We start from the raw sequence: 14,540 nt of genomic DNA, 5'->3' as shown, positions 1-14,540 counted from the left end.
CCCACTGCGCGGCCGTGGCGTCCGCATTCGCGGCCCAAATACGGGCTCCCGGAGCTCGTGACGGAAGAGCGGTGAGGCGATCACCGTGACCGCGGCGCCACCGTCCATGACGTACGGCATCGTCTTGCCGATATCCGCCGGCAGCTGATTTGAGAGGATAGGCCGCGGGTGAGCGAGTCGCGCGGCAAGGCTTGCAATCCTTTCTCGGCGACGTAGGTCCGCGCGCCCCATGAAACGGAAGAGCACGCTGTTGAAGCAACGGTTAGTCGACACCAACGGGGTACGGCTGCGAGTGTTTGAAGCCGGCCCCCTGGATGGTCCGGCGGTCGTTCTCGCGCACGGGTTTCCCAGCCTCGGGTATTCCTGGCGCCGTATCCTGCCGGTCCTTGCGGCTGCCGGCTATCACGTACTCGCACCGGACCAGCGCGGCTACGGTGGCTCCTCTTGCCCAGATGACGTCGATTCCTACGACATCACCGCCCTCACCACCGACCTGGTCGGCCTGCTCGACAATATCGGCGCCAAACGAGCGGTGTGGATCGGCCATGACCTCGGTGGAATGGTGGCCTGGGCTGCCGCCCACCTGCACCCCGACCGAGTCGCGGGCGTCGTGGGGCTGAACTTTCCCCCATCGCCACGCGGAAAGCTGCCCACCACGCAGGCCCTCCGCAAGATGGTCGGCGACAGCTTCCTCTACATGCTCTATTTCCAACAGCCCGGCCCCGCTGACGCCGAACTCGACCATGACCCAGCCCAGGCGCTACGGCGGATCATGAGTTTCGACCTGCAATCACTGACTGACCCCGACGCGGCGACGCGCATGATCGCACCGGGCCCCATGGGCTTCGTCGACCGCCTACCCGAACCGGGACATCCACCTGCCTGGCTCGATGACGGCGAATTCACTTACTATGTCGACGAATTCACGCGCACGGGCTTTACCGGAGCCCTGAACTGGTACCGCAACTTCGATCGCAACTGGGAAATCCTGGCCAACCCCGCCTCAGCCACCGTCGCTGCGCCGGCGCTGGTGATCATCGGTACCAACGACCCCACCCAGGGGTTCACCCCGCGCAACCGAGCCACCCAAGTCGCGACCGGGCCCTACCATGAAGTGACACTGGACGGCGCGGGACACTGGCTCCAAGAAGAGCGGGCCGCCGACGTCAGCACAGAGCTGCTGCACTTCCTCGCAGCGGTGCCCGGTTACCAAACCAACCACGGACCTAGCAAAGTCACAGACCCTCTGCCCTAGCCGCCCTGCAGGCTACCCGTCCGGAAAGCCGGCCTCGAGGAATATGCACGAATCGAATATGGCAGGTCACCAGTAAACGTCGCCGCTTCGTTCGATGAATCAACGGGCGACCTGAGCGGCCCTCACCCGCTAGGCCAGGTCGAATTGACCAAACTGCCTCGATCCCGCGCCGATGAGCGTTCGATTCGCGATGGGCCTGCCAGCACTGATGTGATAATGATTCATTGGCTGTTTCAATGATGCTTCAGATCAGACGTCCTGGGAGACCGGAATGCCCGTCGACAGGAGCGGTCGCGTGTCCTGTCGTCGACGCGGGAAGAACAACATAGCGGCGTCAGCGTCGGACCCTGCTGACGATCTGAGGAAGGGGTCTTCAGATGCCCGAGCAAGACAACTTGGCGGTAATTCGGGCGTGGGTCGATGCAATCGATCGCAATGATGTCGACGCCGAACTGGCCTGCTGGCAGCCCGACGGCGAATACCGGGTCATCCCTACCGGTACCGTCTACCGGGGCTTGGCGCAGATCAGCCAGGCTGGCCGGCAATTGGCGACCATGGTTGCGGGCCAACCCATTAAGGGCAGAAACAGATCACCCATCTCGAGGGCGGCGAGCAATGGGCGTGCGTCAGCTATGACACGCATGCCACGATCCGCGGCCCCATCGTCCTGGATGGTGTCACCGTTGTTCCCGAGGGATCCGAACGCGCCGTGTTGGGAAGGCGCACGTGGTGTTCGAAATGATGCACGGAAAGATCAGCCGAGGGATCGAAGTCTTCGACGCGTCAGCCATGGCTCAGCAGCTCGGCATCGACCAGAGCCAGCTGGAGCGCTTGTACTCAGCGCTGGGCACGCAACCACACCCCGCTGCCCCTAGTCCGACCACCAAACCGGTGGATGTCGTCACGAAGTTCTTCCACGCATGGAACACCAAGAACCTCGACGAGCTCGAAGCGGTGCTTGCGCCCGAGGTGTCCGGCCGAAATCCGCTGCGAGAGGTGACGCTGAGCAGGGAAGCAATGCGAAACGCCATCGAGCAGAACATGGCGGCATTCCCCGATCTGCATATGGAGATCGAAAACATCGTCTGCGACCACGGCGTGGTCGCGGTCGAGGAGATCGAAACCCCCACGTTTGCTGCCACCGGCGCGACCTACCGAATGGCCGTGTCGTGCTTCCTGCGTGTCAATGAGGTCGGCCAGATCACCGACATCCACAACTACTGGGACACCGACACGTATATCCGACAACTCAAGATCACACGTGACGACCTCGTCGAGATCATCGGTCACACCAAAGGAGCTGGACATGGTCAGTGACAAGCAGATTCGTCTGCAAAGGCGGGTGGGCATTGTCGTTGCGCTTGTGCTCGGTGGCGTGGTCCTAACGGCGGTGTCGGTGTTGCCCAGGGTTGGTAGACGCTACCGCAAGCTGCTGCGAGCGAGCGCCTTCCAAAAATACAACGACATGACCCGCAAGAGTGCGGGTAGTCGGCGTTCCCCGTTCGCCTTGCTCACCCATGTCGGACGTCGCAGTGCACGCACTTATCACACGGCGCTGGGCGCTCAGGCCTACGGTGACGGGTTCCTGCTGCCGCTGGGTTACGGCAGCCAGACCGACTGGTACCGCAACGTGATGGGAACGGGGACGTGCGCGCTTGCCTGGAAGGGACAGACCTACCAGCTGGAGCGTCCGGAGTTACTTTCCGGCTCGGAGGCGCTGCAAGCGTGGCCGCTGCGCCAGCGAATCACACTGCGTCTCGCCGGGATCCACGATTTCCTGTGGGTGCACAAGACGGCAGGTTGATGCACCCCACCAGTCCGAGGCTGCCCGGCGCTCATAGATCGAGGACGATGCGCACTGCCGCATCAACGCGGCGCATCTCATCGAATCTTAGGAACCCGACGCTCGTGCCGAGTCGGCCCGGGTCAACGGCGGCGGCCTGTTCGGCAAGCACGCGGGTGTTCACGCCGCCGATTTCAACTTCGGGACGAAAGCTGGCGGCACGAGCCGACGTGGATGTTGGTGCAACCAACAACGTCGACAGGGGCAGTTGATCTGACTGGACTACTACGAAGTAGCGGGAACCGGACTGCTCGTGACCGCGACTCCCCCGCGGGGCACGCAACTGAAAGACCTCACCACGCACGCAACGTCTCCATGTCGGGCAGCACCTGCGTGGCCTCAGCGCGGTCGGACTCGTCTTCAGAAAGCCTTTCCGGCTCGGCACGAATCGCCGCGCTGGCCTTCCGACGTGCGGCATCGATAAGAGCAGATCGAACGGCTACGGACACGGCGGTTCCATCTTTCGTCAAGGCCGCCAGCGCCTTCGATGTCTCTTCGTCGGGCCTGAAGGTGATTGTGTCCGCCATTACAACAGTGTTCGACGTTTTGTAAGACAATCCGACGCCATGGAGGACCGATACCAGAATGAGCCTGGTGGCCGAATTCGACTTCATCATTGTGGGAGCGGGCAGCGCGGGCTGCCTTCTCGCCAATCGGCTGAGCGCTGACCCGGATCGGCGTGTGCTCCTGATTGAGGCAGGCGGCACAGATGACTGGTTCTGGATCAAGGTGCCGGTGGGCTATCTGTACACGATGGCCAATCCCCGCACCGATTGGTGTTTGACGACTGAGCCCGAACCAGGGCTGGCCGGCCGGCGCATCCTCTACGCGCGGGGGCGGGTGATCGGCGGCTGCTCGTCGATTAACGCGATGATCCACATGCGCGGACAAGCTACCGACTACGACGCGTGGGCGCAGGCTACGGGTGACGAGAGATGGCTCTGGGGCGGGACGGATCGTCCAGGCGAGACGCTGGCGATCTACAAGAAGCTGGAAAGCTACTTCGGTGGCGCCGACGACTGGCACGGCGCCGACGGTGAGATCCGCGTCGAGCGGCCGCGCGTGAGCTGGAAGATCTTGAACGCCTGGCAGGCCGCCGCTGCCCAGGTGGGCATCGCCCCCATCGAGGAGTTCAACCGGGGCGACAACGCCGGCAGTGCGTACTTTCATGTCAATCAGCGGCGCGGCCGCCGCTGGTCGATGGCTGATGCCTTCTTGCATCCCATCGCTCATCGGCCAAATCTCACTGTCTATACGCGAACGCAGGCCTTGCGGCTGCTGATGGACGACGAGGTCCGCGAGGATCAGCGTCACGGTGCCTGGACCACCGCGCGGCACCGCGTCACCGGCCTGCGGATGCTCAGCGGCGGCCAAATCGTCGACGTCCAGGCCCGCCGGGAGGTGATCCTGAGCGCCGGAGCTGTCGGCTCGCCGCATCTGATGCAGGTTTCGGGTCTCGGCCCAGCTGGCCTGCTTGCCCAGTATCACGTGCCGGTGGCCGTGGACCTGCCAGGCGTGGGCGAAAACCTCCAGGACCACTTGCAGCTTCGATCGGTCTACCGGATCCGGGGGGCCTCGACCGTCAACACGCTGTACCGGAATTGGATCACCCGTGCGGGCATGGGAATTCAGTACTTGCTGCTGAGATCGGGACCCATGACCATGCCGCCTTCCACCCTGGGTGCTTTCGCCAAGAGCGATCCCGCGCTACCCAGTCCCGATATGGAATGGCATGTGCAGCCCTTGTCTTTGCCAAAGTTCGGCGAACCGCTGCACCCCTTCGGAGCGATCACTCCGTCGGTCTGCAATTTGCGCCCTAGCTCGCGCGGCCATGTGCGCATGGCGGATCCAGATCCACTGACCAACCCGAAAATTCTGTGCAATTACCTGTCTACTGACGCCGATCGTCGAACCGCAGTGGTTGGCCTGCGGATGACCCGGCGGATCATGGCGGCGGCGGCTCTGGCCCGCTACGGCCCGCAAGAGTTGCTGCCCGGCCCGCAACTGGTGAGCGACGATGATCTGCAGCAGGCGGCGGCTGAACTCGGTACGACTATTTTTCACCCGGTGGGTACGTGCGCGATGGGAGCCTTTGACGCGCAAGGTCGGCCGCGCTCGGCCGCCACGGTGCTAGACACCGACTGCCGCGTGTATCGCGTCGCCGGCCTTCGAGTGGTCGATGCTTCGGCTATGCCCACCATCACTTCTGGCAACACCAATGCGCCCGTCATGCTCATCGCCGAGCGCGCAGCACGGGCAATCGTGGGATAGGTCGATTAAGCGCCGAGGAGTCAATCCGCTTGCGCGACAGGTTGTTTGGTACGGCTCTTCCGAGCTGATCGCTGAAAGGTCACCACTTGGTATCTATTTGGTGATGCAACCGCGTTTCGGCTAGCGCAGGTCTATCGGTACCACCAATCGCCTAGTTAACATCGGCATCTTCGGGGTCTGCGCTACAACAGTAGGTTCGCCGGCGGGCCGTGCCTCGCGCTATATTTACCGGCGTTGACGGCCATGCCGGGCCGGCCGAAATTATCATTGCCTCTCAACCATCCTGACCTTGTCACCCGAATAGCAGGCGCCGCAAAGCGATTGGGTCACAGCGTCGTTTAAGACTTGTGCACCCCCGACCTCATGGACGGTTGCGCCCTGGTGATCGATCTCGAGTGGCGCTGCAAGCGTGGCCGCTGCGCCAGCGAAAATATGCGACCGCCGAAAAGCGCCTCACCCGTGTGCGAGTTGACCGGATCAGGCATCTCCGGTCGCTAACTCATTGTCACGGCCGTGCCCACGGCGACGCTGATCAGCACCATGAGGGACACCAAAATCACTGTGATGGACGTGCCCAGGATCTCTTCTTCCGTGGGGCGCCAGCGCAGTTTGTCGACAAGAACCGTGCCGCCAAGAGGCGCAAATGCGTTCATCGCTGCGACCGCCAGAACAAGATCGTTCGCGTCGTTCGCGTCCTTCTCGACTGTCTCACCCGCGGCGATTGCGGTCGTCATATGAACCCCCAGTTTTGCGGTCGCTAATAGGCGTTATCTCGTAATCCACGGTAAGAGTGTGAGATCAAGATTGCGGCAACACTCCTTAACGGTCACAGCACAACTTCCCCGCGCTTGGAGCAACGATCGATACCCGCGGATGATCTTCACGGATAAGCCAAGGACAGCGCGCCGCCCAAAATTGCTCGCAACCGCCCGGTCTCGGCGCCGGCTGGTGTGATATCAGAGACAACGCCGGCTGACGTCGGTGCAATTGACTTATGCTAAAGCGCGCTCTGCCAAAGCAGTTGGAGCTTCTGATAGAAGTTTCACTTCGACGGAGGGGCTGCTGTTATGTCCGTTGTTGGCGCGCGGATTATTGTCGCCGTAATGCTTGGCTTCACCGCTTTGGCGGTGTCGGGTTGTACCTTTCCGATCACGATTACGTGTACGGCCACAACCTGCACTACCGGATAGGATCTACTACCGGGGCGCTAATCCCTCTGCGTCCAAGCCTTTCCGCGTCGCAGAGCGCCGATCCACCCCGACGCCGCCGCGCCCGGTCTGATTCGAACTGGGCTGTCATTGCGGTCAATGCCAGCACCCGGACACCTCCCCACAGTTGAGTTCGACGCACCAGACCGACTTGACTGTCCGGACACGCATCGTTTCGGACGCGCATATTAAGAGTTTTAGTCTCATTTCTGACTTGCAGGACGCCAACGGTATCGCCTTCGGAACAGGATGCACAGTGTTCCACTGGCGATGGCAACACGGTCGCGAATGGTATTGCGACAGAACGTATCTGGCTGCCGATATCAGTAGATCAAGGTTTTCGGCAGCAGATCGACTTCTTGGAGGCAATAGCTCGAGACTCCCGCGCCGATGACCAACGCGGCTTGATGTTTCGTCGTGCCGGTTGCCATGTCGTGTTGGACCATCGTCACCAGGGGGTCGAAACCCACCTGGGAAAGGCGGTCACACAGTCCCCGACCGTAGGCGGGTGCCGTGACGGGACTGTTGGCGGGGACACCCACTGTTTGGAGGGCAGCCTAGTAGGCGGTGTCGTCGTCGGCGGCGTGGGCCGGCGGCGCGACGCCGACCAACACGGCGCACCAGGCCGTGAGCATCACGGCTTTCACAAGCACGGACCAACCGATAAGCAATTGAATATGCAAAGTTGGCAGCGGCGACGGCCCGGTGACTGAGCCGCCAGCCAAACCGTAGCTACCGCCGACGAGAGCTGAGCCATGGTTTGATTCTGCACTGCAGACCGCACATCTACTGGCTATCGAGGCCGTCGACGCTCGGCAAGCACGCGGGTGTTCACGCCGCCGATCTCAACTTCAGGACGAAAGCTGGCGGCATGAGCCAACGTGGATGTTGCTGCAACAGCAACGTCGACAGGGGCAGTTGACCTGACTGGACTGCTACGGCGCAGCGGGAACCGGACGGGTTACCAGTAGCGGATTTTAGAGCCAGGACGGTACGACCTGGCCGTTTACCGTCACCTCGACCTGGCTGGTCTTCTGGTTGTACGCGATCTTGCCGTGCTCGAAGTTCGATACGAGTAGATCGCCGACGGCGTTCGCGTCGCTGATGGGATAGCCCAGCGGGCCTGCCGAACCGTTGCTGCCGGTGACTTGAGGCACGCCGTTCGGGTCTCGCGGGACGTTCCAGGCCTCCCGAATCTTGCCCACGGTGATATACGCGGGCGTGCCGGCCTGGTCGTTCTTGGCGGTGATCACGCCGCCCTGGAACTGCTGGAAAACCAAGCCGCTCTGCCGCGTCCCCGCGTTGCGGTCGCCCGTCAGCGGCTTGCCGAGAGCCTTTTTCTGGGCCTCGGTTGCCGACGAGTACTTGGCAGCGATCGGTCCGGTCAGAGTCACCTCGACGTCGCGCTCCCCGATGAGCTTCAGCTCGGCGGGCTGTGTCGGTGGTTCAGAGGTGGAGGTGGCGCTGGTCCCGATCTGAGGCGTTGGCGTCGCATCGACGCTCTTGCCATTGCTGCAGCCGGCAGCGACGAGCGCAATGGCGACCAGGCCGACGACTGCCGGGCGGCGTTGTGCGAGCGTTCTCATGGGCTTCCCCTCTGTATTCAACTACCGCTACCCCTGCCTCGTCGGCCGGATGGTGATGTCACCTATTTCGACATCCGGAGGCTGGTCGATCGCAAACGCGATGGCCCGCGCTACCGCGTCGAGGCTGATTCCGAATGCTGCCATAGTCTCTCGGGCTTGCCTGCGCCGCTCGGGGTCGCGGACGTAGCCGACGAGTTCCGTGCGCACCACATCGTCGGTGGACTCCTGGCGCAACGCCTCCAACACCGACATCGCTTCCCAACCGGAGTCCGGCTGTCGACCTGGTGTTTTCGCCTGGATTAGCATTGCTTGGTCAGCGCGAAGCGCTGGGGTAAGCCGAGGGCCTCTTGACGCGTCGAATGAAGTTTGTGCTGTCGATTCTGTTCGCCATCTGCGTGGCGGGTTCGGTAACGGGTGTCGGCGGGACGGTCGGCTTCTCCCGTGGGGACACCGCCGCGACCGCGTACCCTTTCTCGTGCAGTTGGGACTCGTTGACCGCGGATTTCGCCGACCGTGACGCCCTGCCCCAAACTCAGGACCCTCCGGGCCGGTGGTATTCGAAAAATGCCGAAGGGGATTACCCAAACGCAGGGTGGGGACCGCGCGCGAACGCTCTACCGGCGCCGGATATCCCGTTGAACGCGGGTTGTGATCCCAGCGTCTGGAAGCAAGAACGCATTCTCGCCGTGGCGATGCGTTATATCTACCTCCCCGGCAATCCGCTAGGACTGCAATACCGTCACCATCACATTCCGGACTGGGATCCCCCAACGTCGACCTATGCCGGTGTCTCCGAAGACAACCCCGATCCCGACGCTCCGCGGGGTCCGGCCGCTTGGGGTGCCGGCCGAGGCCTGGACTGCTCCAATTTCACCGCGTGGGTCTACAACTACGGTTTGGGAATCAAGTTCAGTGGCGATGTTCACCAACAGTTCGACGGCACCGCCGGCCCGATGGGCCTTCGCGTCGGTCGAGATGGTCCTTTTCGGTCCGGAGATCTGATTTATCTGCACCCCAATGGAAATACGGGCCACGCTTCGCACGTGGTCATCTACATCGATGATCAACGCATCATCGATAGCCGACTCGACGCCCAGAACGTCCCCGGGGTCCAGATCCGCAATCGGCTGGGCTGGTACCGGGAGGCCGTTCTAGGTGCCTGGCGGCCAATCGGCTGACGGGCGATCATGTTGTCGGCGAGGACGCCGACGCGCCAGAGCCTCCTGGGCACGGTATGAATCTACGGTGAGCAACCACCAGGTGAACCTGACCCAGCAGGAGAGTTCGTTGATTGCCGAGAGCCACCCCGAGGCTCTCACGCGCATGGACGAGAAGTCGCTGAAGGATCTGCAGAGCAGGCTGAGGCAAGCGCGCGAAAAGAACTTCAACCTGTTGCGCCGTCAGGGCGCGGCCCGGGTAGAGGCCGCAGGCGCCCGCGGCTCCGCTCAGCCGGCCAACGAGAAACGCGGCGAAAAAGTCGGGATCTTCGACGAGGCGCTGGCCCGGGTAAGCGAGCGCCTTGCTGCCGTGCATGACGCGGAGTAAGTGCCGGCCGATCGCGACCTGAACGGATTCGCCGCGAGGAGCGCACGGCCGCTGGTGTGGATAGAGTGGCGGCGTTGGAATTGCAGGTGGCTGCGCCTGGGGAGGGTTCGCGGCGGGCGCCGGTCGGGAAGGTCGGTGGTGCGCGGTGAGCGGGTCCGGTGCCGAGGCCACGCGGGAGGTGATGCGGTCCGACGAGGACGCCACCGCGCGATTTCGGGAGTGGCGCGAGGCTGCTGAGCGGGCCGGTCAGCGAGTGCTGCGGGAGCCGCACGGCACGTACGCGCTATGGCACCGCGACGATGTTCTCGCCGCCATCCGTGATGGCGAGGTGTTTGCCAGCCGCCAGGGCGAACTGATGCCCGGCAATCCGCCCTGGGCCCCCTACCGAGAATTCTTGCTCGAGGTGTTCAATCCGGGCGGTTCGCGAGAAATGTTGAAGCCCGTGCGCGGCATCGTCGAAGAAGGCATCGGCGCCGTAGCCGCCAGCCTGGACCGCTGCAACGGCGGGCGCGTCGCCGAGGTTCTTTGTCACGCGGGCGCCATGTCAGCCTGCGGGCTGCCAGCGGATGTCGCACTCGAAACGGTCAACCCGCAGCTGATCGCGAAGATCCGCCAGGCGCCGCTGGGTGGCCCCGATCTGATCAGCCGGCTTGCCGCCGCACCACTCACCGCCGAAGAGGTATTGGGACTGATGGGGTCGGTGGTTCGCGGCTTCATGTTCGCGTCGTTCCCCATCAAGGCCGGACTGGCGCTGCTGGCGCGCCGGCCGATGCTTCAGCAGTACTTACGCGAAAAGCCAAGCTCGCAAAGCCATTTCATCGAAGAACTGCTGCGGTTGGATGGCGGAGCCAAGACCGTCTCGCGAATCACCACTCGCGACGTGACGGTCGGCGGGATGACGGTCCCCGCCGGCTGTCCTGTCGAGTTGTTGGTCGGTCTCGTTCACCGCGACGAGGCCGACGTCATGTCGGGTCACGAGATGAAACTCGAGGGCCCACATCGGCATTGGAGTTTCGGCGGCGGCCCGCACCGGTGTCCGGCCTCGCACCTGGCCCGGGATTTGCTAAGCGACTTCTTCGAGGTGTGGCTTGCTGAGGTTCCGTTCTTCTATTTCGACTGGAAGGGCGGCCGTGTCCCCAAGGCGTGGCATCCCAAAACGTACGGGCCGCTGTCGTGCGCGGTATTCGACGGCTGGGTTCCGGAGTCTGTGCCGCTGCGGTGGTCGCAATTGTGACCGGGTGGCTTGGGGCTGGCAAATCGGGCCTAGCTACCCCCGCGGGGTTGCCGTCGGCGCCGATGATTCCGCAGACTTGTGCCATGAATTCACGTGAGCTCGCCGCCGCGCTGACTGTAACGGTCCCCGCCTCGACACCGCCGTCGCCCGCATGACGGCGCCCGAGCCGCGTCGCGTGCTGAACGGCCTTTCCGACATACGTGCGTTCTTTCACACGAACAAGGTGCCGCTGTTCTTCATCTCGCCCACCCCATTCAACTTGCTCGGCGTTGACCGCTGGATACGAAACTTCTTCTACCTGACCTACTTCGACTCGTTCGAGGGCACGCACTCGCGCGTGTTCGTGCCCCGGCGACGCGACCGCCGTGACTTCGACTCCATGGACGAGGTGTGCAGCCACCTGCTGTCCGATCCCGAGACGCTCGAGTTCATCGCGGGTAAAGGTCCGGGCGGCAAGTGCTGCTTTGTGATGACGAATGAGGAAATCCAGGCCCTTGCGCGATCGGCGGGCCTCGAGGTGATGCATCCACCGATCGAGCTGCGCCAGCGCCTGGGCTCCAAGATCGTGATGACGCGCCTGGCCAACGACGCGGGTATACCGAGCGTGCCCAACACGATCGGACGGGCCGGATCCTACGACGAACTGCTGGCGCTGTCACAGGGCGCTGGATTGGGCGACGACCTCGTCATCTCGATCGCTTACGGCAATGCCGGCAGCGGGACGTTCTTTGTGCACGGCCAGCGCGACTGGGATGAGCACGCCGGAGACTTGGTCGGGCAGGATCTCAAAGTCATGAAACGCATCCGCAATGTCGAGGTGTGTCTCGAAGGTGCCGTGACCCGCCACGGCACCGTGGTCGGTCCCGCGATGACGAGCCTCGTCGGTTACTCGGAGCTGACGCCGAGCCGGGGCAGCTGGTGTGGCAATGACATCTGGCACGAGGTGTTGCCGCCCGCCCAGACGCACGCCGCGCGAGAAATGGTGACAAAGCTGGGCGACGTCATGCGCCGCGAGGGTTACCTCGGCTACTTCGAGGTGGACCTCCTGCATGACCTCGACTCCGACGAGCTCTACCTCGGCGAGGTGAACCCGCGCCTCAGCGGCGCCAGCCCGATGACGAACCTGACGACCGAGGCCTACGCCGACATGCCGCTGTTCCTGTTTCACCTGCTCGAGTACATGGATGTGGAATACGAGCTCGACATCGATGAGATCAACGCACGCTGGGAGCGGGGCTATGGCGAAGACGAGGTCTGGGGCCAGGTGATCATCACCGAGACGTCGCCGGAGATCGAGATCTTTACCGCGACGCCACGCACCGGCGTATGGCGCATCGACGACGACGGTCGGGTCTCCTTTTCGCGGACAGCCAACGACTGGGCCACGCTGCTCGACGGCTCCGAGGCCTTTTACCTGCGGGTCGCGGCACCCGGTGACTTACGTTCTGAGGGCGCCCAACTCGGCGTGCTCGTCACTCGCTCACACCTGCAGACCGACGACTATCAGCTCAGCGAGCGCTGCCAGCGCTGGGTGAAGGGCATGAAGGCGAAGTTCACCTCGACGCCCCTGACGCCCGCCGCGCCGATCGTTTCTCGGCTCGTCGCACGAGCGTGACACGCGTCCCGGCGGGTATCTCGCTGGACAACTGGCTGCGGGCACCGCACGCGCACTGGTCATTTCAGCACGTCGAAGAGTTTGTGCCGACCGCCTCCATCTCGCGCGGGACCGGGCCGGTCGCGACGTTGCCTTCGGCCGCCTCTCCCCTGGCCGCGATCGCGGTGACGAGCACCGACGGGGCGCCCACGACCGTGGGCGCGGTGATGGCCAACACCGCCACCGACGGATGGGCCGTCTGCCACCGTGGGTCGTTGCTGGCCGAGGAGTACCTCGACGGCATGCGGGCTGACACGCGGCACCTGCTGTTCTCGGTGAGCAAGTCGCTGGTGGCAACCGTTACCGGCGCGCTGCACGGAGCCGGCGTGATCGACCTCGACGCGCCCGTCACAGCGTTCGTGCCCGAGTTGCAAAACTGCGGGTATGCGGGTGCGACGGTGCGCCACCTGCTGGACATGCGATCGGGTATCGCCTTTTCGGAAAACTACGGCGCCCCCGCCGCCGAGATACACCTCCTCGACCAGGCGATGGGGTGGGCGCCGAGAACCAATCCCGACGCTCCGTCGACGCTGCGCGACTTCCTGCTGACTTTGCGGCAGCAGTCGGCGCACGGCGGCCCGTTCCAATACCGCTCGTGTGAGACCGACGTTCTCGGCTGGATCTGCGAGGTCGCCGGCGGCCGGCGCATGCCCGAACTGATGTCGGAACTGCTGTGGAGCCGCATCGGCGCTCAACTCGACGCCACCATCGGTGTGGACGCGGACGGCACCGGGTTTTTCGACGGCGGCATCAGCGCCTGTCTCACCGACATGATCCGGTTCGGATCGCTGTTCGTGCGCGATGGCATGTCGTTGACAGGCCGGCAGGTGGTGCCGCCTGCCTGGATCGCGGACACTCTTGACGGCGGGCCGGACTCGCGTCAAGCGTTCGCCGCCAGCCCCGACCACGACACCGACCTGCCCGGCGGGATGTACCGCAACCAGATGTGGTTCCCCTACCCCGGTAACAACGTCGTGTTGTGCCAGGGCATGTGCGGTCAAATGATCTACATCAACCGTGCTGCCGAAGTCGTTGCCGCCAAGTTATCCACGCAGCCCGACTCGCACGAGCCGCATATGCTGGACGCGCTGCGCGCCTTCGATGCGGTAGCGCAAGAATTGTGTGAAATTACAAGCTAGCAAACAGTTTTCGTGGTCTCGACGCTTCCAGCTGCGGCGTATTCAGTGCTGCCCCCGATGCAACGACCCCGTGGCGACGTCGGTCGTCATCGGAATCATCAAAGGTCTGATCTGGGTGCCATACGCGCCCCGGCCAGTCACTACTGGGCTACCGTTAAATGCGTGCGAGAAGTAGCTGTAGCGTGGCGGCCGTGAAGTCTTCCATCGTAATCGCCGTGTCTGCCGCTGCAACCGTTTTGATGTTCGGCCCATCCGGTACGGCAACCGCGGCCGGCTCGTGCCCCACCGCGGCTCCGGCGAACAATGCACCGGTCGACTGGACATTGAACGGTACCACCGGCAGCATCGCGGTCACCGGCCCGACGGATGCGACCGCTCCCCGCGTGAACGTGACAACCCCGTTCAGCGTCGCCCAGACCCAGGTGCACACGTTGCACGCCGGAGACGGGCCGGTGGTCTCGAACATTGCCCGGGTTTCCGTCTGCTATATGGGCGTCAATGGGCGCGACGGTTCGGTGTTCGACAGCAGCTTCGACCGGGGTGCCCCGGTCAGCTTTTCGCTGACCGGAGTCGTGCCCGGTTTCCAGAAGGCGATCGCGGGCCAAACTGTCGGATCCACGGTTGCGGTCGCGATGGTCTCCGCAGACGGATACCCGGAGGGTCAGCCCAGCGCCGGGATCCGGCCGGGCGACTCGCTGATCTTCGCGATCAAGATTCTCGGCGCTTCGGCCTGAGCCTCCAGCTCAGGGGCGGGGCAGGGCCGGCCGCCAATCCATTGCTGCACGACTTCGTTGTTGACTTTCGT

15 protein-coding genes and 2 pseudogenes are annotated in these 14,540 nt (G+C 63.6%); 11 read left to right on the top strand and 6 right to left on the bottom strand.

Annotated features, from left to right (window positions below):
* The first annotated feature begins 229 nt into the window (after positions 1–229).
* The 3 genes from MSG_RS13775 (at position 230) to MSG_RS13765 (ending at position 3,059) form a co-directional block, all read left to right on the top strand.
* Positions 230–1,255, top strand: a complete 1,026-nt coding sequence (locus tag MSG_RS13775; RefSeq protein ID WP_096440399.1) for an alpha/beta fold hydrolase — start codon at positions 230–232, stop codon at positions 1,253–1,255.
* Between the two features lie 738 nt (positions 1,256–1,993).
* Positions 1,994–2,572 carry a nuclear transport factor 2 family protein gene (locus MSG_RS13770; protein ID WP_232011288.1) on the top strand — a complete coding sequence of 193 codons (579 nt, stop codon included), beginning with the start codon at positions 1,994–1,996 and terminating at the stop codon, positions 2,570–2,572.
* Positions 2,562–3,059, top strand: a complete 498-nt coding sequence (locus MSG_RS13765; RefSeq protein ID WP_096440395.1) for a PNPOx family protein — start codon at positions 2,562–2,564, stop codon at positions 3,057–3,059. Before MSG_RS13770 ends, MSG_RS13765 begins: the two co-directional genes overlap by 11 nt.
* Before the next feature lie 31 nt (positions 3,060–3,090).
* Here the strand turns inward: MSG_RS13765 and MSG_RS13760 are convergent, their stop codons facing one another.
* Positions 3,091–3,402, bottom strand: coding sequence for a type II toxin-antitoxin system PemK/MazF family toxin (locus tag MSG_RS13760; RefSeq protein WP_096440393.1), 312 nt, complete (start codon positions 3,400–3,402; stop codon positions 3,091–3,093).
* A complete protein-coding gene (locus MSG_RS13755; RefSeq protein ID WP_096440391.1) occupies positions 3,392–3,625 on the bottom strand; it encodes a hypothetical protein in 234 nt (77 codons plus the stop codon). Before MSG_RS13755 ends, MSG_RS13760 begins: the two co-directional genes overlap by 11 nt.
* A gap of 58 nt (positions 3,626–3,683) precedes the next feature.
* Here MSG_RS13755 and MSG_RS13750 point away from each other — a divergent pair, with 58 nt between their 5' ends.
* The gene (locus tag MSG_RS13750; RefSeq protein WP_170063158.1) at positions 3,684–5,369 is read left to right on the top strand and encodes a GMC family oxidoreductase; all 1,686 of its coding nucleotides are present in this window, start codon (positions 3,684–3,686) and stop codon (positions 5,367–5,369) included.
* A gap of 165 nt (positions 5,370–5,534) precedes the next feature.
* Positions 5,535–5,711, top strand: a pseudogene (locus tag MSG_RS26015) (RES domain-containing protein); the annotation flags it as partial.
* Between the two features lie 152 nt (positions 5,712–5,863).
* Here the strand turns inward: MSG_RS26015 and MSG_RS13745 are convergent.
* The 4 genes and pseudogenes from MSG_RS13745 to MSG_RS13725 all read right to left on the bottom strand — a co-directional run bounded on the left by MSG_RS13745 (position 5,864) and on the right by MSG_RS13725 (position 8,415).
* Complete coding sequence (locus MSG_RS13745; RefSeq protein WP_096440389.1) at positions 5,864–6,103, bottom strand: hypothetical protein; 240 nt, start codon at positions 6,101–6,103, stop codon at positions 5,864–5,866.
* Between the two features lie 797 nt (positions 6,104–6,900).
* Positions 6,901–7,122: pseudogene (locus MSG_RS13740) on the bottom strand (DUF732 domain-containing protein); the annotation flags it as partial.
* 432 nt (positions 7,123–7,554) lie between these two features.
* Positions 7,555–8,163: an LGFP repeat-containing protein gene (locus tag MSG_RS13730; RefSeq protein WP_096440385.1), complete on the bottom strand. Its 609-nt coding sequence runs from the start codon at positions 8,161–8,163 to the stop codon at positions 7,555–7,557.
* A 27-nt stretch (positions 8,164–8,190) separates the two neighbouring features.
* Entirely contained in the window at positions 8,191–8,415 is a 225-nt protein-coding gene (locus tag MSG_RS13725) for a hypothetical protein (protein WP_197705000.1), read from the bottom strand.
* A 116-nt stretch (positions 8,416–8,531) separates the two neighbouring features.
* Here MSG_RS13725 and MSG_RS13720 point away from each other — a divergent pair, with 116 nt between their 5' ends.
* The 6 genes from MSG_RS13720 (at position 8,532) to MSG_RS13695 (ending at position 14,469) form a co-directional block, all read left to right on the top strand.
* A complete protein-coding gene (locus MSG_RS13720; protein WP_170063157.1) occupies positions 8,532–9,341 on the top strand; it encodes an NlpC/P60 family protein in 810 nt (269 codons plus the stop codon).
* A gap of 67 nt (positions 9,342–9,408) precedes the next feature.
* The gene (locus tag MSG_RS13715) at positions 9,409–9,708 is read left to right on the top strand and encodes a hypothetical protein (protein WP_096440381.1); all 300 of its coding nucleotides are present in this window, start codon (positions 9,409–9,411) and stop codon (positions 9,706–9,708) included.
* Between the two features lie 145 nt (positions 9,709–9,853).
* Positions 9,854–10,942 (top strand): cytochrome P450, encoded by a 1,089-nt coding sequence (locus tag MSG_RS13710; RefSeq protein ID WP_096440379.1) that lies wholly within the window; start codon positions 9,854–9,856, stop codon positions 10,940–10,942.
* Between the two features lie 151 nt (positions 10,943–11,093).
* Positions 11,094–12,557 (top strand): biotin carboxylase, encoded by a 1,464-nt coding sequence (locus tag MSG_RS13705; RefSeq protein ID WP_096440377.1) that lies wholly within the window; start codon positions 11,094–11,096, stop codon positions 12,555–12,557.
* Entirely contained in the window at positions 12,554–13,735 is a 1,182-nt protein-coding gene (locus tag MSG_RS13700; RefSeq protein WP_096440375.1) for a serine hydrolase domain-containing protein, read from the top strand. Before MSG_RS13705 ends, MSG_RS13700 begins: the two co-directional genes overlap by 4 nt.
* Positions 13,736–13,974: 239 nt before the next feature.
* Positions 13,975–14,469 (top strand): FKBP-type peptidyl-prolyl cis-trans isomerase, encoded by a 495-nt coding sequence (locus MSG_RS13695; protein ID WP_232011287.1) that lies wholly within the window; start codon positions 13,975–13,977, stop codon positions 14,467–14,469.
* The last annotated feature ends 71 nt before the right edge of the window (positions 14,470–14,540 follow it).

Source organism: Mycobacterium shigaense (genome assembly GCF_002356315.1).
GTDB classification, from domain to species: Bacteria; Actinomycetota; Actinomycetes; order Mycobacteriales; family Mycobacteriaceae; genus Mycobacterium; species Mycobacterium shigaense.
The sequence above is the reverse complement of the archived record's forward strand: the minus strand, read 5'-3'. Positions and strand labels throughout refer to the sequence as shown.